The 24144-nt window shown below is 68.0% G+C and carries 30 protein-coding genes and 1 other RNA gene; 26 read left to right on the forward strand and 5 right to left on the reverse strand.

Annotated elements, in window-relative coordinates; genetic code table 11:
* Positions 1 to 41: 41 nt before the first annotated feature.
* The 9 genes from IB223_RS12975 to IB223_RS13015 all read left to right on the forward strand — a co-directional run bounded on the left by IB223_RS12975 (position 42) and on the right by IB223_RS13015 (position 6655).
* Positions 42 to 2576, forward strand: a complete 2535-nt coding sequence (locus tag IB223_RS12975) for a DUF1631 domain-containing protein (RefSeq protein WP_192202127.1) — start codon at positions 42 to 44, stop codon at positions 2574 to 2576.
* Positions 2573 to 2920, forward strand: coding sequence for a PilZ domain-containing protein (locus IB223_RS12980; RefSeq protein WP_192202128.1), 348 nt, complete (start codon positions 2573 to 2575; stop codon positions 2918 to 2920). The genes IB223_RS12975 and IB223_RS12980 overlap by 4 nt, the downstream gene beginning before the upstream one ends.
* A gap of 67 nt (positions 2921 to 2987) precedes the next feature.
* On the forward strand, positions 2988 to 4343 hold the full coding sequence (pepQ, locus tag IB223_RS12985) for a Xaa-Pro dipeptidase (protein WP_192202129.1): 1356 nt from the start codon (positions 2988 to 2990) through the stop codon (positions 4341 to 4343).
* Between the two features lie 94 nt (positions 4344 to 4437).
* A complete protein-coding gene (locus IB223_RS12990) occupies positions 4438 to 4767 on the forward strand; it encodes a hypothetical protein (RefSeq protein WP_225591028.1) in 330 nt (109 codons plus the stop codon).
* 12 nt (positions 4768 to 4779) lie between these two features.
* Positions 4780 to 5184, forward strand: a complete 405-nt coding sequence (locus tag IB223_RS12995) for an MAPEG family protein (protein ID WP_192202130.1) — start codon at positions 4780 to 4782, stop codon at positions 5182 to 5184.
* 27 nt (positions 5185 to 5211) lie between these two features.
* Positions 5212 to 5445: a hypothetical protein gene (locus IB223_RS13000; protein WP_192202131.1), complete on the forward strand. Its 234-nt coding sequence runs from the start codon at positions 5212 to 5214 to the stop codon at positions 5443 to 5445.
* Positions 5442 to 5822, forward strand: coding sequence for a hypothetical protein (locus IB223_RS13005; RefSeq protein ID WP_192202132.1), 381 nt, complete (start codon positions 5442 to 5444; stop codon positions 5820 to 5822). Before IB223_RS13000 ends, IB223_RS13005 begins: the two co-directional genes overlap by 4 nt.
* Positions 5819 to 6214 (forward strand): YciI family protein, encoded by a 396-nt coding sequence (locus IB223_RS13010; protein ID WP_192202133.1) that lies wholly within the window; start codon positions 5819 to 5821, stop codon positions 6212 to 6214. Before IB223_RS13005 ends, IB223_RS13010 begins: the two co-directional genes overlap by 4 nt.
* A gap of 9 nt (positions 6215 to 6223) precedes the next feature.
* The gene (locus tag IB223_RS13015) at positions 6224 to 6655 is read left to right on the forward strand and encodes an aldehyde-activating protein (protein ID WP_192202134.1); all 432 of its coding nucleotides are present in this window, start codon (positions 6224 to 6226) and stop codon (positions 6653 to 6655) included.
* 62 nt (positions 6656 to 6717) lie between these two features.
* Here the strand turns inward: IB223_RS13015 and IB223_RS13020 are convergent, their stop codons facing one another.
* Positions 6718 to 7683: a hypothetical protein gene (locus IB223_RS13020; protein ID WP_192202135.1), complete on the reverse strand. Its 966-nt coding sequence runs from the start codon at positions 7681 to 7683 to the stop codon at positions 6718 to 6720.
* Here IB223_RS13020 and IB223_RS13025 point away from each other — a divergent pair.
* Positions 7682 to 8119 carry a hypothetical protein gene (locus tag IB223_RS13025; protein ID WP_192202136.1) on the forward strand — a complete coding sequence of 146 codons (438 nt, stop codon included), beginning with the start codon at positions 7682 to 7684 and terminating at the stop codon, positions 8117 to 8119. The genes IB223_RS13020 and IB223_RS13025 overlap by 2 nt on opposite strands.
* 63 nt (positions 8120 to 8182) lie before the next feature.
* Here IB223_RS13025 and IB223_RS13030 read toward each other — a convergent pair whose 3' ends face one another.
* Both IB223_RS13030 and IB223_RS13035 read right to left on the reverse strand, forming a co-directional pair.
* Entirely contained in the window at positions 8183 to 9505 is a 1323-nt protein-coding gene (locus IB223_RS13030; protein WP_192202137.1) for an aminopeptidase P N-terminal domain-containing protein, read from the reverse strand.
* The gene (locus IB223_RS13035) at positions 9505 to 10047 is read right to left on the reverse strand and encodes a UPF0149 family protein (protein WP_142125594.1); all 543 of its coding nucleotides are present in this window, start codon (positions 10045 to 10047) and stop codon (positions 9505 to 9507) included. The genes IB223_RS13030 and IB223_RS13035 overlap by 1 nt, the downstream gene beginning before the upstream one ends.
* 137 nt (positions 10048 to 10184) lie before the next feature.
* Here IB223_RS13035 and IB223_RS13040 point away from each other — a divergent pair, with 137 nt between their 5' ends.
* The 7 genes from IB223_RS13040 to rpiA all read left to right on the forward strand — a co-directional run bounded on the left by IB223_RS13040 (position 10185) and on the right by rpiA (position 15436).
* Positions 10185 to 12446 carry a GGDEF domain-containing phosphodiesterase gene (locus IB223_RS13040; RefSeq protein WP_225591029.1) on the forward strand — a complete coding sequence of 754 codons (2262 nt, stop codon included), beginning with the start codon at positions 10185 to 10187 and terminating at the stop codon, positions 12444 to 12446.
* Between the two features lie 117 nt (positions 12447 to 12563).
* Positions 12564 to 12785: a TIGR02449 family protein gene (locus tag IB223_RS13045; protein WP_142125592.1), complete on the forward strand. Its 222-nt coding sequence runs from the start codon at positions 12564 to 12566 to the stop codon at positions 12783 to 12785.
* A complete protein-coding gene (locus IB223_RS13050; RefSeq protein ID WP_142125591.1) occupies positions 12782 to 13078 on the forward strand; it encodes a cell division protein ZapA in 297 nt (98 codons plus the stop codon). The genes IB223_RS13045 and IB223_RS13050 overlap by 4 nt, the downstream gene beginning before the upstream one ends.
* 84 nt (positions 13079 to 13162) lie before the next feature.
* Positions 13163 to 13349: non-coding RNA, 6S RNA (gene ssrS, locus IB223_RS13055), on the forward strand.
* A 178-nt stretch (positions 13350 to 13527) separates the two neighbouring features.
* A complete protein-coding gene (locus IB223_RS13060; RefSeq protein ID WP_225591030.1) occupies positions 13528 to 14151 on the forward strand; it encodes a 5-formyltetrahydrofolate cyclo-ligase in 624 nt (207 codons plus the stop codon).
* Positions 14148 to 14615: an EVE domain-containing protein gene (locus IB223_RS13065; protein ID WP_192202138.1), complete on the forward strand. Its 468-nt coding sequence runs from the start codon at positions 14148 to 14150 to the stop codon at positions 14613 to 14615. Before IB223_RS13060 ends, IB223_RS13065 begins: the two co-directional genes overlap by 4 nt.
* A gap of 170 nt (positions 14616 to 14785) precedes the next feature.
* Positions 14786 to 15436, forward strand: coding sequence for a ribose-5-phosphate isomerase RpiA (rpiA, locus tag IB223_RS13070; RefSeq protein WP_192202139.1), 651 nt, complete (start codon positions 14786 to 14788; stop codon positions 15434 to 15436).
* A 27-nt stretch (positions 15437 to 15463) separates the two neighbouring features.
* Here rpiA and IB223_RS13075 read toward each other — a convergent pair whose 3' ends face one another.
* Positions 15464 to 15853 (reverse strand): transcriptional regulator, encoded by a 390-nt coding sequence (locus IB223_RS13075; protein ID WP_192202140.1) that lies wholly within the window; start codon positions 15851 to 15853, stop codon positions 15464 to 15466.
* A 160-nt stretch (positions 15854 to 16013) separates the two neighbouring features.
* Between IB223_RS13075 and IB223_RS13080 the strand changes: the two genes are divergently transcribed.
* The 3 genes from IB223_RS13080 (at position 16014) to IB223_RS13090 (ending at position 17862) form a co-directional block, all read left to right on the forward strand.
* Entirely contained in the window at positions 16014 to 16439 is a 426-nt protein-coding gene (locus IB223_RS13080) for a hypothetical protein (protein ID WP_192202141.1), read from the forward strand.
* An 89-nt stretch (positions 16440 to 16528) separates the two neighbouring features.
* On the forward strand, positions 16529 to 16975 hold the full coding sequence (locus tag IB223_RS13085) for a DUF192 domain-containing protein (RefSeq protein ID WP_192202142.1): 447 nt from the start codon (positions 16529 to 16531) through the stop codon (positions 16973 to 16975).
* Between the two features lie 38 nt (positions 16976 to 17013).
* A complete protein-coding gene (locus tag IB223_RS13090) occupies positions 17014 to 17862 on the forward strand; it encodes a SirB1 family protein (RefSeq protein ID WP_192202143.1) in 849 nt (282 codons plus the stop codon).
* A gap of 206 nt (positions 17863 to 18068) precedes the next feature.
* Here IB223_RS13090 and IB223_RS13095 read toward each other — a convergent pair whose 3' ends face one another.
* Positions 18069 to 18290, reverse strand: a complete 222-nt coding sequence (locus tag IB223_RS13095; protein WP_192202144.1) for a rubredoxin — start codon at positions 18288 to 18290, stop codon at positions 18069 to 18071.
* Positions 18291 to 18325: 35 nt separating this feature from the next.
* Here IB223_RS13095 and thiE point away from each other — a divergent pair, with 35 nt between their 5' ends.
* The 6 genes from thiE to IB223_RS13125 all read left to right on the forward strand — a co-directional run bounded on the left by thiE (position 18326) and on the right by IB223_RS13125 (position 24142).
* Positions 18326 to 18961 carry a thiamine phosphate synthase gene (thiE, locus tag IB223_RS13100; RefSeq protein ID WP_192202145.1) on the forward strand — a complete coding sequence of 212 codons (636 nt, stop codon included), beginning with the start codon at positions 18326 to 18328 and terminating at the stop codon, positions 18959 to 18961.
* Positions 18962 to 19054: 93 nt separating this feature from the next.
* Positions 19055 to 20347 carry a glutamate-1-semialdehyde 2,1-aminomutase gene (gene hemL / locus IB223_RS13105; RefSeq protein ID WP_192202146.1) on the forward strand — a complete coding sequence of 431 codons (1293 nt, stop codon included), beginning with the start codon at positions 19055 to 19057 and terminating at the stop codon, positions 20345 to 20347.
* A complete protein-coding gene (locus IB223_RS13110) occupies positions 20344 to 20973 on the forward strand; it encodes an HAD-IA family hydrolase (protein ID WP_192202147.1) in 630 nt (209 codons plus the stop codon). The genes hemL and IB223_RS13110 overlap by 4 nt, the downstream gene beginning before the upstream one ends.
* Positions 20974 to 21043: 70 nt before the next feature.
* Positions 21044 to 22168, forward strand: a complete 1125-nt coding sequence (locus IB223_RS13115) for a DJ-1/PfpI family protein (protein ID WP_192202148.1) — start codon at positions 21044 to 21046, stop codon at positions 22166 to 22168.
* A gap of 4 nt (positions 22169 to 22172) precedes the next feature.
* Complete coding sequence (locus tag IB223_RS13120) at positions 22173 to 22862, forward strand: response regulator transcription factor (RefSeq protein ID WP_192202149.1); 690 nt, start codon at positions 22173 to 22175, stop codon at positions 22860 to 22862.
* The gene (locus IB223_RS13125) at positions 22859 to 24142 is read left to right on the forward strand and encodes a HAMP domain-containing sensor histidine kinase (RefSeq protein WP_192202150.1); all 1284 of its coding nucleotides are present in this window, start codon (positions 22859 to 22861) and stop codon (positions 24140 to 24142) included. Before IB223_RS13120 ends, IB223_RS13125 begins: the two co-directional genes overlap by 4 nt.
* The last annotated feature ends 2 nt before the right edge of the window (positions 24143 to 24144 follow it).

Raw genomic sequence — 24144 nt, forward strand, 5'->3', positions numbered from 1 at the left:
GGTGTGATAATGATGGGGCTACAGGGGAGCCCACTGCACCGATGACCGCGCCACGATCGCCTTCGCCTGCCGCCGCGCCGACCACCATCGCATCGGCCGCGTTGCCGCCGCGCGTGCGCCGCGTGCTGCAGAACCTGTTCGACCATATCTCGCCGGACTTCATCACCGCGTTGAATGCAATGCTGGTGGAGTTCGAGCAGCAGCTGTTCAAGCAGGCGGAACATGCCCGCAGCAACCACCTGCAGACACAGATCTTCGTCGACCTGCGCGCCCTGCAGAAGCACCGCACCGAACTGGTCCCGCATTACATGTTCGGCCTGGAAGGCGAACTGGCCGGCCTCCGCGCGCCGCGCGCCGAAGCGAATGCGTCGACGGCGCCCCGCCTCGACTACCAGACACTGACGCTGGTGGAAGATGCGGTGATGGACCAGGAGATCGTGCTGCGCGAAGTCGCGCGGCGGCATGAGCAGCGCGGCAACGCGCAGATCCTGATGCTGGGCCAGCGCTTCGGCGTCCTCGCCCGCGCCCCCGCCTACGACGCGGACACCCTGCCGCTCGGGCCGAACCGCCTCTGCCACGTGCTGAAGGACGCCGCGACGTGCCTGGAGCTGTCGCTGGATGCGCAGTTGGTGCTTTACCGCACCTTCGACCACAAGGTGATGCTGAACTACAGCGAGTGGGCCAGCACGGTGAACCAGTTCCTGTCGCGCGAGGGCATCCTGCCGGGGCTGGTCTACACGCCGCGCCGGGGCCGCGTGCAGGAAGCGATCCGGCGGCACCCGCTCGACGAAGGCAGCGCTGAACCACGCCCGATGACCGCCTGGCAGGGCCAGGCCGGTGCTTCGCACTGGGCCACGCTGACGCCGGACCAGCTGCAGGCTGTCGCCGGCGCCATGACCGACGGCAGGGCACCCGAACCGGGCCACGGCGGGTCATCGCCGCCGGCACCGTCGAGCGCCGCCGCGACACCGGCCGCAGCGGAAACACCGGCGGCCGACAACAGCGCCGGTTCGTTCGAAGTGCTGCAGAAGCTGCTCGCCATCCGGCGCGGCGGTCTGCAAGCCGATGCCCATGCCCTCGCCAGCTCCGGCGGATACGGAAGCGCTGGTGGCCTCGGCGGCCTGGGTGGCCACGAAGGACAGGGTGGCCAGGGAGGGGGCACCGGCACCGGAGAAGGCAGTGACCAGGGCGGCGGCCAGGGCAGCGCCCCGACGGGCGATGCCACCGGCGCGACCGCACCGGCCACACCGACCCACCGGCTGCTGCCCACGCCCGATGTGTTGAGCACGTTGCAGGCCCTGCAGACGGCACCGCTTCCACCGCGCGCGCCCGACCAGCCGCGCCGCACCGTGGCCGACCTGCAGCAGACCATGCTGGCCGAAGTGCGTGCCAAGCACGGCCCCAACGCCACCCTGGCCAGCGCGGATTCGGACACCTTCGAACTGCTGGACCTGCTCTACAACGAAATCGAGCGCGAGGTGCAGCACGACGCACCCGCCGCCGACATGCTGGTGCGGCTGCAGGTCCCGGTCGTACAGGCCGCCTTGCGCGACCGCAACTTCTTCCTGCGCGCACAGCACCCGGCGCGCGACCTGCTCAACACGGTGGCCGAATCCGGCGCCACCTGGCTGGGCGACGAGGACGTGGATCCGCAGCTGGTGCAGAAACTGCATCGCGCGGTCGAGGCGGTGGTCGAGACCTACGAAGGCGACGAAGCCGTCTTCGAGGACGCCAACCGCGATGTCCAGCAGCACCTGCAGGCCGCCGCGCGCAAAGCCGAACTGGCCGAGCGCCGGCAGATCGAGGCCGCACGCGGCAAGGACCGGCTGGAAGTCGCCAAGCAGCGGGCCGCGGAGACCATCGAATCCGCGATGGCCGAGGCCAAGCCGCAGAAGTTCGTGCAGGCCCTGCTCAGCCAGGCCTGGGCCGACGTGCTCACGCTCACGCAGCTGCGCAACGGCGAATCGTCCACCGAGTGGACCGACCAGCTGCAGACCACGCTGGAGATCGTCGCCGCCACCACCACCTCGCAGGAACCGAGCCCCGCGCTGGCCGACAAGATCGAGAAATCGCTGGTGCAGGTGGGCTACCACGAAGACGAAGCGGCCGCGATCGCGCGTCGCCTGTCGAGTGCCGAGGAGGATGAAACCACGTCGCGCACCGAGCTGACCGCGCGCCTCAAGGCACGTGCACGGCTGGGTGGCCAGGGCGAGGTCAAGAAGAAGCCGGCGCAGCCGCGCACGCCGCAGGAACAGGAGTGCTACGACTACCTGCGCACGCTGCCGTTCGGCACCTGGTTCGAGTTCACCCGCAACCAGCAGGGCGACCTGCAGCGGCAGCGCCTGTCGTGGTTCAGCCCGGTCACCGGCAATGCGCTGTTCGTCAACCAGCGTGGCCAGCGCGTGGGCGAGCATTCGCTGGACACGCTCGCGCACCTGATGGCCAAGGGCCAGGCGCAGGTGGTCACCGAAGACCGCGGCCGCCTGATCGACCGTGCATGGAACGCCACCCTCAGCGCGCTGCGCAGCCTCACTGGCCGCCGTGGCGAGACCGAAGCCGCAGGAGACGCCGCATGATGCGCGAGTTCCGCCGTGCCCGCCGACGCAGCGTGCCCAAGTCCGTTCCCGTGTTCGACCTGATGACCGAACAGGTCATCGGCCGCCTCGGCAATCTCTCCGAGTCGGGCATGCTGCTGGTCGCCACCGAACCGGTGGTGGACGATGCGCTGTACCAATTGCGCTTCCACCTGCGCGATGAGCGTGGTCAGGACGTGCCGATCGACGTGGGCGCACACCTGCTGTGGTCCGCGCAGGCCAATACGCCCGGGCAGGCCTTCGCCGGCCTGCGCTTCCTGACCATCGACCGCGAGCCGCTGGAGCGCCTGCGCCAGTGGGTCAATGCCGGGCCCGAGGCCGAGTAGGGTCCACGCCCCGGCCTGCGCGGGCCGGATGCGGCAAAATGGCGGCTCTTTCGCACGAGCCGCCGCCATGAACGCCCCCGCCTCCTTCGACACCGACCTCGTCCCGCTCTACGCCGACCACCTGGCGACGATGAAGCGTCGCGCCGACGAAGCCCTGGTACGGGGCGGTTTCGATCACCTGGTCGTGCCCAGTGGCACGCAGCACTGGCAGGTCTTCGACGACCGCGACTATCCGTATGCGGTCAATCCGCAGTTCAAGGCCTGGCTGCCGCTGACGCGCGTGCCGTACAGCTGGCTGGTGTACACGCCGGGCGAACGCCCGAAGGTGATCTTCTACCAGCCGTTCGACTACTGGCATGTGGTACCGGACGCACCCAGCGGCTGGTGGGTGGACCACTTCGACATCCACATCATCCGCAAGCCCGACGAAGCGCTCGCCCTGCTGCCGCCCGCCGCGCGCAGCGCGATCCTTGGCGAGCCGCAGAGCGCGCTGGGCGCAGCGCCCGGCCCGCACTACGCGCCGAACAATCCCGAGCCGGTCATCCAGTACCTGGAGTACCAGCGCTCCTACAAGACGCCGTACGAGATCACCCTGATGCGCCAGGCGCAGCGCCTGGCCGTGCGCGGCCATCGCGCCGCCGAGGCGGCGTTCCGCGCGGGCCAGAGCGAGTTCGGCATCCACATGGCCTACTGCGCGGCGGTGGGCCAGGACGCCAACGACCTGCCCTACGGCAACATCATCGGCCTGAACGAACATGCGGCCGTGCTGCACTACACCGAACTGCAACGCGTCGCGCCCGACCCGCTGCGCAGCTTCCTGATCGATGCCGGCGCGAGTTTCCACGGCTACGCCAGCGACATCACGCGCACGCATGCCTACGACACCGGCAGCGAGTTCCAGGCGATGATCGATGCGGTCGACGCCGCGCAGCAGGCGATGTGCGCCGGCGTGCGCAGCGGCGTGGACTACAAACAGCTGCACGTGGATGCGCACCTCACCCTGATGGGCATCCTGAAGGACTTCGGCGTGATCACCGTGTCGCCGGAAGCCGCCGTGGCCACCGGCGTCAGCGCGGCGTTCTTCCCGCACGGCCTGGGCCATCCCATCGGCCTGCAGGTGCACGATGTGGCCGGCTTCGCCGCCAGCGACCGCGGCGGCCGCATCGAACGCCCCGCCGGCCATCCCTACCTGCGCATGACCCGCGTGCTGGAGCCGGGCATGGTGGTGACCATCGAACCGGGCCTGTACTTCATCGACCTGCTGCTGGACGAGGTGAAGAAGAACGGCCACGCCGCCAGCATCGACTGGGCGCGCGTGGATGCCTTCCGCCCCTACGGCGGCATCCGCATCGAGGATGAAGTGCTGTGCACGGATGGTGATGCAGACAATCTGACGCGGCCGGCGTTCGCGGAGGCGGGTTGAGCCTGCGGACAGGCAGCTGTTTGACGGCGCTACGGCGCGGTCACAGAATCGCGCTGTCCATGGGGAATGGGCATGCCGCAAGGGAACCGCACGCATGATGTTCATGATCGGCCAGGGTGAGCGCACCGTGTCGGTGGGCGAGCCGGAACCGCAGCACTGCCCCCTCTGCGATGAGATGCGCGATTTCGAGCCGCAGCTCGCGTACAAGTACGGCGAGTTCGACCTGCTGTTCGGCTTCGTCTATGGCAGGCGCTACCAGCTCGCTTGTCCGGCGTGCAACCACGGCTGGCGGCTGGACCGGCGGCAAGCCGAACAACGGTATGGCAAGCCGTCCATCCCGTTCCGGCTGCGCTTCGGCTTCATCATCCTGCTGGGACTGTGCGCCGCCCTCGGCGCGGCGTACGTGTCCACCATGCCGGTGTAAGAGGCCATGGCCATGGATACGACCCTGCTGCTGCCGATGACGGCGCACGTCGCGCTCGCGGCGTTGCTGTACGGGCTGCTGACCATCGCGCGGGCGCCCGCCATCTGGGGAATCGGCCGTCGCGCGGACGGCAGCAATCCGTGGGCGAAGGTCGAACCGCGCCTCAGCGCCAATCTGTCCAACCAGTTCGAGTGGCCGCTGTTCTTCCATGTAGCCTGCGTGCTGCTGATGCTGCTCGGCACCAGCCATGCGGCCATCGCACTGGCCTGGCTCTTCATTGCTGGTCGCCTGCTGCACAGTGCGGTGCAGGTGCTGACAGCGAACGTGCGCTTGCGTGGCCTGGCGTTCACCGTGAACTTCCTGGCCGTGCTCGGTCTGTGGGGCCTGCTGCTGCGGGCGGCATTCGAACACGCATAATCGGCTCATCCGGGAAGGAAGATCGCCATGCCGTTGGGAGAGATCGCAGGCGAAGCGTTGGGTGGTGTGTTCCGCTTCGTGGCGCACATCGTGTTCGAGATCGTCGTCGAATGGCTGCTGCGCGGCACAGGCGCGCTGATCCTGCGCCTGAGCCGTCCGCGTCATGAGCCTGGCGAAACGGCGGCCATCGTGACCGGCCTGCTGTTCTGGATCGCGATGGTCGCGTTCGGTTTCTGGTTGTACCGGCAAGCCTCACCGTGAACGATTGCCCGCTGTGCTCGAACGCGCTGTACGCCATCGGGGTGGCGCCGTGCTTCGACTGCGGGCACGCGCCTCGCGAGCTCGACGAGTGCCGTCAAGGCGCGCACGACTACTACGTCTGCGAACTGTGGGACCGCGAGCTGGTCCTGTGCGACTTCTGCTATGCCGACTTCGGCTCGTACTTCCCCGACTACTGGGGCATGCCGGACGGTCCGCTTCCCGATTACCCGCTCCGCATCGTCCGCGACGTCGAAGAGCCGGGCATCGCACAGGACATGTACTGCCCGACCTGCCAGCATCGCCTGGCGTTCCTCCTGTTCCGGCACCATGCGATGGCGCGGAATGCCGGCGAGACCTCCCCCAGGACACTTCCATGACGACCTCCGACTACCTCCTCATCTCACGCGGCCAGTGGGACGAAACCGCATCGAAAGAAGACGTGCAGGACGCCATCGACCGCTTCTACGCGTGGTATGAGCGCGGCGTGGCGGAGGGCGTGCTCAAGCCCGGCAGCCGGCTGGAAAACCGCGGCAAACAGGTATCGCGCGACGGGATCACCGATGGACCGTTTGCCGAGGCGAAAGAACTCGTGGGCGGCTACTGGTTCATCGTCGCCGACTCGCTGGACGCCGCCGCACGGATCGCAGCCGAGAATCCCTGCCTCGACTACGGCCTGACGCTGGAGATCCGGCCACTGGAAGCTGCACGTGCCCGCGCGCAGGATGTGACCAACGAGACGCCCCCCGCCTGGCGTCCGGACGAAGGCTGATCCACGCCCATGACTGCGGCACATCCCACGCTTGAAGGCGGCTGCCATTGCGGCGCGATCACCCTCGCCTTCTCCACCGCCCTGACACCGGAAACGACTTCGCCGCGCGCGTGCGACTGCAGCTTCTGCCGGGCGCACGGCGCCGCATGGATATCCGATCCCGCCGGCCAGCTGGTCATCCGCGCACAGGCCGATCGCCTTCGCCGGTACCGACAGGGCTCCCTGGCGGCTCAGTTCCTGCTGTGTGGCGAGTGCGGCGTGCTGGTGGGCGTGCTGCATGAGGACGGCGAGCGCGGATATGCGGCCGTGAACACCGCCTGCCTGGCCGCACGCGACACGTTCGCCGCATCCGTTCCCGCATCACCGCAGACCCTGTCTGCGGACGAAAAGATGGCCCGCTGGCGTCAGCTATGGGTCGGCGATGTCCGGTTGCTGAGCTGAGTCCAGCAAGCCTGTCCGCCCGGCAGCGTCGCGCTCACGGTCCGACAGGCGTGCGTACGGGTCTAACGCTGTGGCGTCAGCGAGTAGGCGCCATCGTTGAATGTCAGCGGAAGATAGGCATACGCGTGTCGGCCGTCCGCAGCCGGGGTGTAAGGCCGTGTCCGCACTCCGCGCGCTTGCGCTTCCAGCCCACGCGCGCCAGCGGGATTCGGCAGCGCCTCGATCATCCACACGCCGTCGGCTCGGCCGCCGGCTGGACTGCCACGGTAGAGGAAGTAGCCCAGCGACGGGCCGATGGGAATCCGCACATCGCCGCCCATGGTCTTCGTTCGCTGTGCCTCGGTCGCAATCTGCAAGTGCGGACGGCCCTCGCCCTCACTGCCGCCGGATGACGGTTCGTCCAGCGCGGTGAACAGCATGCGGTCGAGGTGCGGCCCGTGCGTGCGCGCCAGTTCGTCGAACCAGGTGCGGCCCAGCGATTCGGCATCGCGCGCCGGCGCCATCGCCTTGTAGCAGCGATCGAGCAGATAGGCGTGGTACGCGGTATGGCGGAACGGAATGTCGATGGTGTTGTCGTGCGGCCGCGGACCGCGCGTGCGCTTTTCCAACTCCCGGTCAAGCACCACCCATGCCTGTCCCCACTGCATGGCGGGTTTGGCATTGCCGGCGGCGAGTTCCAGTTCCGCCAGCGAGGCCAGTGCCACCAGCGGACAGCGGGGGGAGGCCACGCACTTTTCCAGCCAGAATCGCGCGGTCTCCACGTCGCGCTCGACGCGCCTCGCCGGATGGTCCATGCCGTGCCGGTACAGCGCCCCCAGGTAGAACGCAGCGTACCCGTCGCCTGCCTGTGCGCTGGCGACGAGGCTCTGCATGGCGCGGTCGCGTGTCGCGGGCGGTGCGTCGCGGTCGAACAGGGCTTCCACGGTCTCTGGCTCGATGCTGGCCGGAGAGGGCGGCAACGAAGTGGCCTGCGCCAGGGCAGCCCACGTATACGCCACGAAGACCACGATTCCCTTCCGGATGCGCATGCGAGTCCTCCCTGAAGATGGCAACGCTAGCGTGCAGGTGTCTACCGGGCAAGTCGTCCCCGGAACCATAGTTGAGGGTGAGCGCAACGAAGCCCGACACCGTCAGCCTCTCCCCTGCACGGAAACTATTCGCGAGCGACACAGCCTCTCTGCAGGGCTGACTGCGCCCAGCACGCCGCCGCTGCCAGAACCCGAACCAGAAAGGGGCGCACGCAGCGCATCGAACTTCGACGGCGAAGCTTTTTTCCTCGACCGCAAGGCACGCTGGAACGCCGCCAAGGAAAATTTCCTCGGCCGCGAACCTCGAAGGTGGGACGACAAGGAAATTTGCCTCGGCATCGAGATGCTCTCAGGTGAGGCGAGGAGGCAATTTGCCTTGCAGTCGATCCTTTCCGGTTCGGGCGCAAGGCTTTTCGCCTCGACGTTGAACCATTGAGGTGCGGACGCGAGGTTCAACGGCTCGGCAGCGAGGAAAATGTCCTTGGCCGCCCCGTGCCCCTCACCCCGCCATCGCCGCCTCGATCTCATCGGCACTGCGTGCCAGCGCGTCGGTCAGCACGACGGGTTCGCCGTCGGTGACCAGCACGTCGTCTTCGGTGCGGATGCCGATGCCGCGCCACTTCGGGTCGACGGTCTCGTCATCGTGGCCGACGTACAGACCGGGCTCGATGGTGAACACCATGCCCGGCTCCAGCAGCCGCGACTCGCCCTCGATGCGGTAGTCGCCCACGTCGTGCACGTCCAGGCCCAGCCAGTGGCCGGTCTTGTGGCGGTAGAAGCGGCGGTAGGTGCCTTCGGCGAGGTTTTTTTCCAGCTTGCCTTTCAGCAGGCCCAGCCTGAGCAGGCCCTCGGTGAGGGTTTCCACGGCCGCGACGTGCCCGGCCTCGTAGGGCACGCCGACGCGCGCGCACGACAACGCAGCGCGCTGGGCGTCGCCGACCAGGTCGTGCAGCGCGCGTTGCGCGGCGGTGAAGCGGCCGTTGACCGGAAAGGTGCGGGTGATGTCGGCGGCATAGCCACGGTATTCGGCGCCGGCATCGATCAGCACCAGCTCGCCATCGCGTGCCTGTGCGGTATTGGCGCGGTAATGCAGCACGCACGCATTGCGGCCGGCGCCCACGATGCTGTTGTAGGCCGGCCAAGCGTCGTGGGCACGGAACACGCGCTCCACGTCGGCCTGCAGTTCGTACTCGCGGATGCCGGGTTTCGCGGCGCGATAGGCGGCCTGGTGCGCCAGCACGCTGATGTCGGCGGCGCGCTGCATCAGCTTGATTTCTTCCTTGGACTTGAACAGCCGCAGGTCGTGCAGCAGGTGGCCGAGTTCGAGGAATTCGTGCGGGGGCTGCGCGCCCTGCTTGACGTGCGCGCGCACGTGGCGCACCCAGCCGATCAGTTTGAGATCGAAATCGGCATCGCGGCCGAAGTGGTAGTAGACGCGCGAGCGCCCTTCCAGCAGGCCGGGCAGGATCTCGTCGAGGTCGTCGATGGGATACGCATCGTCCATGCCGTAATCGCTGACCGCACCCTCCTGGCCGGCACGCGGGCCATCCCAGCCTTCGCGTTCGGGGTCGCGTTCGCGGCAGAACAGGATGGTCTCGCCGTGCTTGCGGCCCGGCACCAGCACCAGCACGGCATCCGGCTCGGGAAACCCGCACAGGTACCAGAAGTCCGAATCCTGCCGGTACGGATAGTGCGTGTCGTGGCTGCGGACGCGCTCCGGCGCCGCGGGCAGGACGAGGATGGCATCGTTGCCGGCCAGCCGCATCAACTGCCTGCGGCGGCGGGCGAACTCGGCCGCGCTGATCCCGGCCAGTGCCTTCATCAGTTCAGGCTCCGGCGATGCCGGGGCCCGAGCACGCAATCGCCATGCAGCAACAGGACGGCGACGCGGACGAACTCTTCCAGTTCGGCCAGGGCGTCTTCATCTTCATCGTCGTCGCTGCTTTCGGCCGACGCCTGGGCCAGCCGCGCGAGGTCCTGCAGCGCTTCCTGTCCTTCCTCGGACAGGGGCGGCGAAGCGCCCGTCGCCAGCCCGAACGCGCCCAGGAAACCCTGGCACCACGAGAACAGCGCTTCGGCACGCTCGTCCAGCGGACGGTCGGCGGCCGGCAACAGCAGGTCGAAGGCGAAGCTGCGGTCTTCGAGCTGCGCCACGGCGGTCTCGCGCAGCTGGTCCAGGGCACTGCCGGCGGCCGGGGCAGGCAGTTGATCGTCGGCCAGCGCACGGGCCAGCCAGGTGCCGTCGGCGGCACCGCCACCGGCCAGCCAGCCGCACAGTGCGCCATGCAGTTCCGGCGCCTCCATGGCCAGTCCCAACTGGCGGGAAGCGGCGGTCACGTCGGCGATATCGGGAAGGTCGGGCATAGAAGAACGCAATCCGCCAAGGGTTTCGGACAACCTCGCAAGTGTAGCAACGAAAACCCGCGTCCCGGCTTGTTGTGCGTGTGTACGCATGCCTACACTCCAGCATCGCTCAGGCTCGGCACGGTCCGTCCACCCGCATGCACGCCCTCTCTGTCGTCGCACTCCTCGCAACGGCGTCCCCGCTGTCGTCCCGGGTGCCGGTCATGCTGCTTGCCGGCGTGGTGCTGGCGGGCGTGGTGGTGATCGGCACGCGCCGCTGGTGGCAGGCCTGGCTGGCGGCCCGGCAGTTGCCGCAGGAACCGCTGCGCAGCGAATCCCTGCGCAACCGCGACGAGCGCCTGAAGCTGGCGTTGTGGGCATCCGGCGAACAGTTCTGGGACTACGACCTGGTGCAGCGCAGGCTGTACCGGATGCGCGCCAACGAGACCGCCGTGCAGACGGGAGACATCACCGTGCTCACGCGGCAGGGCGAAGTGCCGACCATCCACGAGGAAGACCTGCCCCTGGTGATGGAGCGCCTGCGCCTGCACCTGCAGGGCAAGGCGCCGATCTTCACGTCCGAGCACCGCATGGACATGCACGGCAACGGCACGTGGGTGTGGGTGCGCGCACGCGGCCGGGTGGTCGATCGCGACACCGAGGGCCAGCCGATCCGCATCGCCGGCACCGCGCGCGACATCACCGCCAGCCGGAATGCCGAATACGAACACCGCATCGCCGGCGAGGTGATGCGCAGCATGAACGAGGCCGTCGCGGTGCTGGACTGGGCGCACCAGTTCATCACCATCAACCCGGCGTTCACCCGCATCACCGGCTACGCCGAAGAAGAGATCATCGGCCAGCCGATGACCATGCTGGACAGCGACCAGCACGAGGATGCGTTCTTCGAACGGATGAACCGCGAGCTGCGGCTCACCGGGCGCTGGTCCGGCGAGATCTGGAAAGTGCGCAAGGACGGCGAGGAGATCCTCTGCCGCATCGAGACCAACGTGGTGCCCGATGCCAGCGGCGAACGCCCGCTGTACGTGCAGGTGCTCACCGACATCACCGAACAGAAGCGCGCCGAACAGGAACTGCGCTACCTGGCCAACTACGACACGCTGACCAGCCTGCCGAACCGTTCGCTGCTGTCCGAACGCCTGTCGCGCGCCATCGTGCGCGCACGCCGCGAGCATGGGCACGTGGCGGTACTGTTCATCGATCTGGACCGGTTCAAGGACATCAACGACTCGCTGGGCCACGCCACCGGCGACCGCATCCTGCGCGCCGCCGCCGCGCGCGTGCAGCAGACGGTGGGCACCCAGCACACGGTGGCACGCCTGAGCGGCGACGAATTCACCGTGGTGCTGGAAGACATCAACGGCATGCCCGACGCGGAGGCCGTGGCACAGCGCATCATCCAGGCGTTCCGTGCCCCGCTGAACTTCGGCGAACGGCTGGAGCTGGCGGTGTCGCCGTCGATCGGCATCAGCCTGTATCCCGAACACGCGCAGGTGCCGACCGAACTGCTGAAGCATGCCGATACCGCCATGTACCAGGCCAAGGCGATGGGCCGGCACACGTACGAGATGTACTCCGAATCGATGGACGAGAAGAACCGGCACCGCGCGATCCTCGCCAGCGCACTGCGCCGTGCGATCGACCGCAACGAGTTGTCGCTGGTGTTCCAGCCGCGCCTGTCGATCTCGCGCCAGCGCATCACCGGCGTGGAGGCACTGCTGCGTTGGGACAGCAAGGAATTCGGCATGGTCTCCCCGGCACAGTTCATTCCCCTGGCCGAAGAATCCGGGATGATCCTGGAGATCGGCGCCTGGGCGTTGCGGGAAGCCTGCCTGACCCTGCGCACCTGGCATGACGAAGGCCTGGAAGAACTTTCCATGGCGGTGAACGTGTCCGCCACCCAGCTCCAGCGCGGCGACCTGCAGACGGTGGTGGCGCGCACCCTGCAGGAGACGGGCGTTCCCGCCGGCAGGCTGGAGCTCGAACTGACCGAAAGCGTGGTGATGGCCAGCCCCGAACAGAACGCGGACACGCTGCGCGCCTGCCGCCGGCTGGGCATTTCGCTGGCGATCGATGATTTCGGCACCGGCTACTCGTCGCTGGCGTACCTGAAGCGCCTGCCGTTGACGACACTCAAGATCGACCGGGAGTTCATCAGTGACCTCACCCACGATACCGACGATGAAGCGATCACCAGCACCATCATCACGATGGGCCAGTCGCTGGCGCTGAAGGTGGTGGCCGAGGGCGTGGAAACGTGGGACCAGTACGAGTTCCTGCGCAACCACGGCTGCGACGAAGTCCAGGGCCACTGGGTCTCGCAGGCGCTGAGCCCGGACCAGTGCCTGCGCTTCATCCGCGACTACTACCCCGGCTCGGGCATGCGCGTCGCCTCCTGAATTCCCTTGCGGGAGCGACGCCAGTGGCGATCAGGGTCCCGGTATCGCGACGGGCGTCGCTCCCGCGACCCCGGCCGCCCTTGACCGCCCGCCAAGCGCATGCCTAATGTGCCCGCCATGGACAACGCCGACCTCCTCGACCAGCTCCGCGCGCTCAGTACGCGCATCCAGGACCTGGCGGACCGCTGCCATCGCCTGGCGGACGAGAACCGCAGCCTGCGCCAGCAGCAGGAACAGCTGGTCGGTGAACGCTCGCAATTGCTGGCCAAGAACGAACAGGCACGTTCGCGGGTGGAAGCGATGATCAGCCGCCTGAAATCCCTGGAGCAGCACACGTGAGCGCCAACGAACCGGTCAGCGTCCACCTCCTGGACCGCGAGTACACCGTCGGCGTCGCGCCCGATGAACGTTCCAGCCTGATGGCGGCCGCCAAGCTGCTCGACAGCCGCATGCGCGAGGTGCGCGGCAGCAACCGCATGGCCGCGGTCGACCGCATCGCCGTGCTGGCCGCACTGAATCTGGCACACGAATTGCAGCAGTTGCGCGATGAACAGCACGCACGCAACCGCGATGTCGAGCGCACGCTGCAGGACCTGCACCGCAAGCTCGACGGCGTGCTGGGTACGCCGTAACAGCATGTGCATGTCGCCGACCGCGCACTGAATCGGCCGACGAACGGGCTAGGCAAAAAGTCCTCAATCGCTATACTGGCCTCGCGTCCTCTGCTGTACTCGACAGTGAGCGCAAACATTCGCCTTGTCCCTTAATTACGACCACGGGATGGTGACGGTTACCGGGAGTGCAGGTCTGCCTCGCAGCGGAAAGCCCGATGGTTGCCCAACCTTCCCACTTGAACCCCGGGTTCAAGGTCGTTTCGCGAACATCGTGCATGGCGGAGGACGTATTTTTCCCGCGGCAGCGGCATCAGCCGCGACCCGGCCGGTCCTGTTGCACCCGCCCTTGAGCGGGATGACTTCGAAACGAAGCCGACTGCACTAGGGATCCGACGCCCAGGGCCGTGACTGACGCCGCTCCCGCGGTCCCACCGGCAACGCCGGTGTGCATGCCGTAAAATTCACGCATGCCCGACTCCCCGTCTTCCGCCATGGCCGCCGAGCGCAATGCGCTGCGCCGTGAACTGCGTGCGCGCCGCCGCGCCCTGCCCGCCGCCGAGCGCATCGCCGGCGCCGACGCGCTGGCCACGCGCCTGTTCGCACTCCCCTTCTTCCCTGCAACAGGGTACGTCGCCGGCTATTGGGCGATGGATGGCGAAATCGGCCTGCACAGCTGGCAGCTGCGCCTGCCACCCGGCCTGGTCTACTGCCTGCCTGTATTGGCCGACGACGAAACGCTCCGCTTCGCACCCTGGCGGCCGGGCGACGAGCTGGTGACCAACCGCTACGGCATCCCCGAACCGGATGTCGATCCACGCGCCGGCCTGGTCGCCACGGACATGGCGTTGATCGTCGTGCCGCTGGTGGGGTTCGACGCCGCGGGCCACCGTCTCGGCATGGGCGGCGGCTGGTACGACCGCACGCTGGCGCCACGCCTGCAACGCCCCGCGCCGCCGTGGCTGGTCGGCGTCGGCTTCGAGGCGCAGCGCATCGACACGGTGGGCGCACAGGCCTGGGACGTACCGCTGGATGCCATCTGCACTGAGCGCGACACGCTGCTTCCTTCCTCTTTGCCGGACGCCCCACCATGACCACCCGCAAGCGCTACTGGCTGATGAAGTCGGAACCGGATGCCTTCTCCATCGATGACCTGGAAAAGGTCGGCACCGAGCCGTGGAACGGCGTGCGCAACTACCAGGCGCGCAACTTCATGCGCAGCATGCAGGTAGGCGATGGCGTGCTGTTCTATCACTCCAACTGCAAGGAGCCGGGCATCGTCGGCACGGCCACCGTGTCCAGTACCGCCTATCCGGACGAAACCCAGTTCGATCCGAAGTCCGACTACCACGACCCCAAGAGCACGCGCGAAGATCCGCGCTGGTCGCTGGTGGACGTGACGTTCGAACGCAAGCTCACGCGCACCATCACGCTGGATGAGGTCAAGCAGCATGCCGATGCGCTGGGGGAAGGCTTCGCGCTGACCCAGCGCGGCAGCCGCCTTTCCGTATCGCCGGTGACGGCCGCACAGTGGAAATACCTGCTCGCGCTGGAATAACCATGCCCCTGTAGGAGCGACGTAAGTCGCGACCGCACGCCCTGCAGACCGGGGGAGAATGACAGCACCGCGCTTCCCGCGTCCCCTGCCTTCCCCTGCGTCCCCACCCTCCCGGTCGCGACTTACGTCGCTCCTACAACAACCCCATCCTGTACACGAGTGTTGAACCCATGAGCGAAGCAAAGCGCCTGGCCGGCGAGAAGGCCATCGAATTCGTCGAGGACGGCATGATCGTCGGCGTGGGCACGGGCTCCACCGTGACCTTCTTCATCGATGCGCTGGCCGGCATCAAGGACCGCATCAAGGGCGCGGTGTCCAGTTCCGAACAGAGCACGGCGCGCCTGAAGCAGCACGGCATCGAGGTGCTGGACCTCAACCACACCGGCACGCTGTCGCTGTACGTGGACGGTGCCGATGAGTGCGACCCGCACAAGCGCCTGATCAAGGGCGGCGGCGCGGCGCTGACGCGCGAGAAGATCATCGCCGAGGCCAGCAAGCAGTTCGTCTGCATCATCGACCCCAGCAAGCAGGTGCCCGTGCTGGGCAGGTTCCCGCTGCCGGTGGAAGTCATCCCGATGGCGCGCAGCCTGGTGGCGCGCGAGATCCTCGCCCTGACCGGCGGCCAGCCGGTGTGGCGCGACGGCGTGACCACCGACAACGGCAACGTGGTGCTGGACATCCACAACCTGTCGATCACCGACCCGGTCGCGATGGAGCGCGAGATCAACCAGATCCCCGGGGTGGTCAGCGTGGGCCTGTTCGCCCGCCGTCCGGCGGACATCGTCATCGTCGGCGGCGAACCGCCGGTCGTGCTGCGCTAGGCGACCGGCCCAGGCGGCCCAGCGCTTTTACGCCTCGTCCGCCAGCGCTTTCACCAGTTCGCCCACGAGTTCGCGCTTCTTCGGCGGCAACCGCAGGAAGGCATCGATCACCTGGCGCTCGCGGCTACCGGCGCCGGCAGGCCACGTGGCCCGCGTTTCGGCCACGCGTGAGCGCGTGCTCGTGCCGAAGCGCAGGGTATGCGGATCCGCCCCCAGCAGGTCCGCGAGCACCTGCAGCTTGTCCTGCGCGGGAATCGCGCGGCCACCGAGCCAGCGCGACGTGGTCTGGAAAGTGACAGAGCGTCCGCGATAGCGGGTGTTGAACAGATGGAACAGAACCGTCGGGCGTGGCTCGTAGCCGGCCTGCTGCATGGCGTGCGCCAGTCGCTGCGAGAATTTTTCACGCTCGTTGCCCATGCGGGGAACGTTAGCGGCGGCGAATCACACTTATTAACCAGTTAAGTTAATTGACGTGAACTTATCGAGTTCATAAAGTCGGTGCCGATCGCATGGCGACGTTCCTGCCCACGGAAAGCCGGGCCATCGCGAGCCTTCCCATAGACACAAGGAGATGTCGATGCCGCTGATGGAAGCCAACGGGCACGAAGCGCCCGCCGCCGATACATGTGAGGTGGCGATGTCCGCACCGCCTCTCATTCCGCTGGATGACGCACTGCACGTACTGCAGGCCGATCCCGGCCACAGCCTGGCGGACCCGGGCCTCGCCAAGCTGCCGCCGGCCGGGCTCGACAGGCTGTTCCTCGCGGCACGCAGGCAGGCCGAACGCAACCATGACGGCATCCTGCTGTTGCTCGACCTGCTGCAGGTCGCCCAGCGCGCGGACAGTGCCAGTCATCGCCAGCTGATGCCCAGCGTCGTCCGCCAGCTGCGCCATCACGTGGAAGACCAGCGGCGCTGGCACGCGCTGGCGGAGAACGCCGCCTACTATCGCGACAACCGGCTCGCGGCGGAGAAGATCGCCGCGAAGCTGCGCACGGACTGAACCCGCTGCGGCGCGCGCGCATCACCGCAGACCGACAGGCTCCGGGCACGGCGCTACACTACGGCCCTCCTCGAACAGCGGACTTCGACATGCGCCTCCCCCAGCTGACCGTGCTCGCTTTTGCCCTTCTCCTCAGCGGCTGCGCCAACGGCGGGCCATGGGTCGAAGTGGGCGGCGAGCGCTTCACGGTGGAGATCGCCGATGACGATGCCGAGCGTGCGCGCGGGTTGATGTTCCGCGACGAGCTGGCCACCGGCACCGGCATGCTCTTCATCCACGACGCCGAAGAGCCGCAGGCGTACTGGATGAAGAACACCCGCATCGCACTGGACATCCTCTACTTCGACAACGGCCGCAAGCTGGTGTCGCAGCAGCGTAACGTGCCGCCCTGCTCCGGCGGCAATGCCTGCCCGTCCTACCCCAGCGCCCGGCCGGCCCGTTACGTGCTTGAACTCAATGCCGGCGAAGCGGAACGGCTGAAGCTCGAGGACGGCGCAGAACTCGGCCTCGGCGAGGGCATTCCGCCCGTCCGCTGAGGCTTGATTGTCGGCGCGAACGGCCGCACTCTGTGGCCATGGGGGATCGACTGACATTGCCGGAATGGAATGCGTTGGCCAGCCAGGCGGATGAAACCGTGCCGCTGCTGGAAACCGCGCTGCTGATCGCGCGCGACGAGTACCCCGACCTGGACCCGGACCTTTACGACACGCTGGTCCAGAGCCACGCCGAACACCTGCGCCATGAGATCGACACGATCGAGCCGTGGCCGCTGAAGATGGCGGCGATCAACCGGCACCTGTTCGACGAACTGGGCTATACCGGCAACCACGACGAGTACTACGACCCGCGCAACAGCTACCTCAACCAGGTGTTCGAGCGCCGGCTGGGCAACCCGGTGTCGCTGGCGATGGTGCAGATGGAAGTGGCCCACCGGTTGGGCGTGCCCTTGGACGGCGTGTCCTTCCCCGGTCATTTCCTGGTGCGCCTGCCGGTGGACGACGGCCTGCTGGTGATGGATCCCTTCAACGGTGGCCGTCCGCTGGGCGTGGACGAACTGCGCGAACGCGCCAAGCCGCACCTGGGCGGCGACGTCCCCGACGATGCGGCGCTGCTGCACATCCTCAACCCGGCTTCACCACGCGCGATCCTGGTGCGTACGCTGCGCAACCTGCACGGCGTGTACGCCGAGCGCGAGGAGTGGGACCGCGCCGCACGCAGCGTCGATCGCGTGCTGAAGCTGACGCCCGATCAACCGGATGCCCTGCGCGACCGCGGCCTGGCCTACCTCAAGATGGACCACCGCCATGGCGCCCAGCGCGACCTGACGCGCTATCTGCAGCTGGCGCCGGAGGCGAACGACACGTCGGCGATCCGCGAGCAGCTGGTGGAGCTCAGCGCGGTGCGTTCGTCGCGGATGCATTGAGCGTCAGGAGCAGGCCACTTCCTGCGTCCCCTGTAGAAGCTACGTGGGTCGCGACCGCACGACATGAACTCCATCGTCCCGGCTTAGCGCGCGCGTTGCATCACGCTGTTTCGCCGTAGACAGCCATCCCGTGCCGGGGTCGCTTTACGGACATCCGTCTCCTCCGGTCGCGACTCACGTCGCTCCTACAAGGGGCAGGCAGCACGTCAGTCCAATTCCACCATCTCAAAATCGTCCTTGCCCACGCCGCAATCCGGGCAGGTCCAGTCGGCCGGGATATCTTCCCAGCGCGTACCCGGGGCGATGCCTTCTTCCGGCAGGCCATCGGCCTCGTCATAGATGAAGCCGCAGACCACGCACATCCAGGTGCGGAAGATGGTGGCGGTGGCGTCGGTCATCGGATAATGCACGCTGGAAGGAGCGGCCATTGTCCCACCGCCGCCCATGCACCGGAAGTTCACCCATGACAGCCCTGCCGCCGTCCGTCCGCACCGCCCGCGGGCTGTACCTGATCACGCCGGAAGAGCCGGACACCGCCCGCCTGCTGGCGCGCGTGGCCGCCGTACTCCCCTATGCCACGTGGCTGCAATACCGGCAGAAGGCTGCCGGCGCTGACCGCCGGAGCGAGCAGGCCACCGCGCTGCAGGCGCTGTGCGTGCAGGCCGGCGTGCCGCTGATCATCAATGACGAGGTCGCCCTGGCCGAAGCGGTGGGGGCAGCGGGCGTCCACCTGGGCGAGGACGACGGCGACATCGCCACCGCGCGCGCCAGGCTGGGCGAAGACGCCATCGTCGGGGCCTCCTGCTACGACGAGGCAGTGCACGCACAACGCGCGGTCGCCGCGGGCGCCAGTTACGTGGCCTTCGGCGCGTTTTTCCCCACCACCAGCAAGGTGACCACGCGCCGCGCCGCGCCGGCCTTGCTGACCGGTGCTGCGGCGCTGGGCGTACCGCGGGTGGCGATAGGTGGCATTACCCCGGACAATATGGGACCGCTGGTCGCCGCTGGCGCCGACCTGGTTGCCGTGATCGGCGGCGTGTTCGAAGCCGCCGATCCGGTGGCAGCGGCGATCACCTACCGCCGTGGCTTCGGCATCTGACCCGTGTAGGAGGGGCTTTAGCCCCGACCGCCTTCGTTACCGAAGCTCTCGGGGCTAAAGCCCCTCCTACAGATATCCCTTACTGGAACCCCCATGAACCACGACCAGTCCCACGCCCTCTTCACCCGCGCCCAGGCCTTGCTTCCCGGCGGCGTCAACTCGCCGGTGCGCGCGTTCAAGTCTGTGGGCGGTGAACCGTTCTTCGTGCAGCGTGCGGACGGCGCCTGGTTGCATGACGTGGACGGCAACCGCTACATCGACTACGTCGGCTCGTGGGGCCCGATGATCGTCGGCCACAACCATCCGGCGGTACGCGACGCGGTGCAGGCGGCGATCCAGAACGGCCTGTCGTTCGGCGCACCCTGCCCGGCCGAAGTGACGATGGCGGAAACGATCACGCGGCTGGTGCCGTCGTGCGAGATGGTGCGCATGGTCAATTCCGGCACCGAGGCCACGCTGTCGGCGATCCGCCTGGCGCGCGGCGCCACCGGCCGCAACCGCATCGTCAAGTTCGAAGGCTGCTACCACGGCCACGGCGACTCGTTCCTGGTGAAGGCCGGCAGCGGCATGCTCACGCTCGGCGTGCCGACCTCGCCCGGCGTGCCGGCCGGCCTGAGCGAACTGACCCTGACGCTGAGCTACAACGACTTCGAGGGCGCGACCGCGCTGTTCGAGCAGTACGGCAGCGAGATCGCCTGCCTGATCATCGAACCCGTGGTCGGCAACGCCAACTGCCTGCCGCCGCGCGAAGGCTACCTGCAGCACCTGCGCGCGTTGTGCACGCAGCACGGCGCGCTACTGATCTTCGACGAAGTGATGACCGGCTTCCGCGTCGCGCTGGGTGGCGCGCAGGCGCATTACGGCATCACGCCCGACCTGACCACCTTCGGCAAGATCATCGGCGGCGGCATGCCGGTGGGCGCCTATGGCGGCCGTCGCGAGCTGATGCAGCAGATCGCGCCCGCTGGCCCGATCTACCAGGCCGGCACGCTGAGCGGCAATCCGGTGGCGATGGCCGCGGGTCTGGCGATGCTGGAACTGATCCAGGCGCCGGGTTTCCACGACGGCCTCGCCGCCGCAACTGCCTCGCTGTGCGAGGGCATGGAAGCCGCCGCACGCGACGCCGGCGTTCCGCTGACCACGACCCGCGTCGGCGCGATGTTCGGCCTGTTCTTCACGGATCAGCAGGTGGATACCTACGCACAGGCCGTGGCCTGCGACACGGCGGCGTTCAACCGCTTCTTCCACGCCATGCTGGAGCGCGGCGTGTACCTGGCGCCGTCGGCGTTCGAGGCCGGCTTCATGTCCAGCGCGCATACACCCGAGGTGATCGAGGCCACGCTCGTCGCCGCGCGCGAGGCCCTCAAGGTAGTCGCGGCTGGATGAAGCCGCGCATCCATCAGGTGCTGTTCGATTTCGACGGCGTCCTGGCGCATTACCGACACGAAGTCCGGATCGCACACCTGGCCGCGCATGCCGGCTGCGAATACGCGCGCGTGCGCGAGGTGCTGTTCGTGTCGGGGCTGGAAATCGAGTACGACAGCGGCAGTGTCGACACGGACACTTACCTGCAGCGGCTCGGCGAAGGGATCGGCGCTGCCATTGACGAGGATGCATGGATCGCGTCGCGGATGGCCGGCAGCACGGCCATGGACGACGTGCTGACCCGCATCGCCACGCTGCACGCGGACGTGGCGATGGGCGTGCTGACCAACAATGGCACCATGATGACGCAAGCCATCCCGCGCATCGTCGCGCCGATGGCCGCCAGGATCGAGGGTCGGGTACTCACCAGCGGCGGGTTGCAGAGGCGCAAGCCGGCACCGGCCACCTTCACGCATGCGCTGGAACTGCTCGGCTGGGATGCCGCCAGCACGCTGTTCGTCGACGACAAGTTCACCAACGTGCAGGGCGCGCGCGAAGCCGGCCTGCACGCGGAGACCGTCACCGACGGGCGCACGCTCGGCAAAGCGCTGAAACGCTACGCCTTCGGCCCCCAGACCGGCTGGTGACCGGTCGGGTTTGAAGCTTGATTGATCCGGCGACAGGACACTGGTGCCCACCCACCGGAGAACCGTCGTCATGCGCTTCATCCCACGCACGTTCCACCTGGCCTGCACACTCCTGCTGGCCACCCTCGCCGCACCGCTGCACGCGGCGGATGCAGGCAGGATCCTGATCGTCGTCAGCGGCGAAGGCCGCGACCAGGGCAAGACCCGACCGGGCTACGAGTTCGACGAGCTGTCGCAGGCGTGGCTGATCTTCAAGGCGAACGGCTTCGCCATCGAGGTCGCCAGTCCGCAAGGGGGTGCCGTGGAAGCCGACAAGTACAACCCGCAGGAGTCGTTCAATGCGGCCCTGCTCGCCGATGCGGACGCCACACGCGTGCTCGCGGACACACGGAAAACCCGGGACGTGAAGGCGAGCGACTACGCCGCCATCTACGTGGTCGGCGGCAAGGGCGCGATGTTCGACCTGCCGCGCGATGCTGCGCTGGCATCGCTGCTGGCCGATGCGTACGAACACGGTGCCGTGATCGGCGCGGTCTGCCACGGACCGGCCGCGCTCGTTGACGTCCGCCTGCGCAATGGCGCGTCGCTCGTGGATGGCAAGGCCCTGACCGGCTTCACCAACGAGGAGGAAGCCCTGTTCGGCAAGCGCTGGGCGAAGGAGTTTCCCTGGTTGCTGGAAGACAGGCTGCGCGAGCGCGGTGCACGCTGGGAGGAGGCGCCGCTGATGATGCCGAAGGTCGTCGTCGATGGCCGCCTCGTCACCGGGCAGAACCCCTACTCCACCCCCGGTGTCGCCGAGGCCATCGTGCGCGCCACGGGCCGTACGCCGGTCGCGCGCACGGCGTGGCGCGACGAACTGACGATGGCACTTGCAGCGCAGGCACGCGAAGGCGACACCCGGAGCGCTGCGGCCGCCCTGGCCGCCGAGACCGCGCGCTACCACGTCGACCTGCTCGGCCTGCTCGGCTACTACCAGGCGCAGGCCGCTTCCCGCGACGACGACATCCGCCACGCGCTGCAGCTGATGCAGCTGGCGATGCCGTACATGGCGCAACCGGAGCTGAAACTCGGTGCCGCCGAAGCGCACCTGCGGCTGGGCGAACATGCGCAGGCCAGGGCACTGGTGCAGCGCGTGCTGGAAGGCAAGCCCGACATGGAAGAAGCTAGGGCCCTCCTGCAACGCATCGACGGTTGAACCGATGAAGGCCTCCGCGCTCCGCGTCCTGGTGATCGAGGACAACCCGTTGCTGCGCGCGCAGCTCGATGGCCTGTTCGCAGCGGAGGGAATCCAGGCCGAGTTCGCCGGGGATGGACGGAGCGGATTGCAGATGGCCCTGGACGCGCCGCCCGATGTGGTGGTGCTGGACCTGGGACTGCCGGGGCTCGACGGCGTCCGTCTCTGCGAGCGCCTGCGGGCCGAAGCCGACCGGCATGTCCCCGTGCTGATGCTGACCGCACGCGATGCGCTGGAGGACAAGCTGCAGGGCTTCCGGGCTGGTGCCGACGACTACCTGGTAAAGCCGTTCGCGGGCGCGGAACTGCTGGCGCGCTGCATCGCGCTGTCGCAACGGCATCGTGCCGGGCAGACGCATGTGCTGCAGATCGGCTCGCTGCATATCGACCGTCGCAACGGCCAGGCACGACGGGAAGGTCATCACCTGGACCTCCACCAGACCAGCTACCAGATCCTGCTGGCGTTGGCCGAGGCCTGGCCGCGCACGCTGACGCGCAGCGAACTGATCCAGCGCCTGTGGAACGACGCGCCACCGGAGTCCGATCCGCTGCGCACGCACCTGTATCTGCTGCGGCAGGCATTGGACAAGCCCTTCACCACCCCGATGCTGAAGACCGTGCACGGCGTGGGCTTCCGCCTGCAGGCCGACGCATGAGCCGCAACGCCCACGCGCCCCGCAGGCGCCTGCGCAACCGCCTGATGCTGGCGTTCGCCACGTTCACCGTGGTGGTCGCGGCCGTCTTCGCGCTGTACGTGCTGCTGTTCGTCTACACGGTCGAAGACCACCTCTTCGAGGCGATGCTCGAACGCGAGGTGGCCGCGCAGTTGCAGCATCATCGCGACCACGGGACGTGGGCGACGCCACGCGACGGCTTCATCTCCGTGGTGACCGACATGTCCGCGCTCCCGGACGGCATGGCCGACGTGCTGCGTCAGGAACCGCGGCGGCGGGAGTTCTCCGGTGCCGCGGGCCGGCACTACCACCTCCGCCCCCTCGATCCGCCCGACGCCGCGGGTCCGCGTGCGTGGCTGGTCGCCGAAGTGAGTTCTCTGCTGGCGGTCCGGCCGATGCGGACGCAGATCCTGCACCTCCTGTTCTGGACGGGCGTCGCAGTGGTGACCCTGGCCCTGCTGCTCGGTGGCTGGCTGGCCCATCGCATCACCGCGCCCCTGTCGCGACTGGCCCAGGCGGTGGGAGACGCCACGCCGGAGCGACTGCCGCCGAATTTCGCCGCCGCATTCCCCGACGATGAAGTGGGGTTGCTCGCGCGCCGGCTGGACGACCTGATCGCGCGCGTGCGCGCCTTCGTCGAGCGCGAACGCGAGTTCACCCGCGATGCCAGCCATGAACTAAGGACGCCGCTGACGGTGATCCGCACCGCGACCGAGCGCCTGGGCACGGAGCCAGGACTGTCGGAGGCGGCGCGCCGCAGCCTGGACCACATCGCGCAATCGTCGCGGCAACTGGAACAGACGGTGATGCTGCTGCTGTCGCTGGCGCGCGAGCAGGCAGCGCCGGGGCCCGCGAGCGCCACCGCGGTGCTGCCGGTGCTGGAACGCGTCGTCGTCGAGCAATCACCCTTGCTGGACAGCAAGCAGGTGGACGTCCACGTCGATGTCGCCAGCCACCACGCGACGACCCTGCCCACCACGGTGCTGAACATCCTGCTGTCCAACCTGGTCGGCAACGCGTTCGCGCACACCCGCGAAGGTCGCATCGCCATCGCCATGGACGGCGACACGCTGTGTGTCTCCAACCCGGGCGCCGGCGTGCGCGACGTGGATTTCCAGCCCTTCATCAAGCATGACGACAGTGCAGGCTTTGGCCTGGGCCTGTCGATCGTGCAGCGACTCTGCGAACGCCACGGCATCGACCTGCGGATCGAGAGCGTACCCGGCCGTACCGTGGCGCGCCTTACCCTGCCGGCCGCCTGATC

This window comes from Pseudoxanthomonas sp. PXM03 (assembly GCF_014852005.1).
In the GTDB taxonomy this organism is placed as follows: Bacteria; Pseudomonadota; Gammaproteobacteria; order Xanthomonadales; family Xanthomonadaceae; genus Pseudoxanthomonas_A.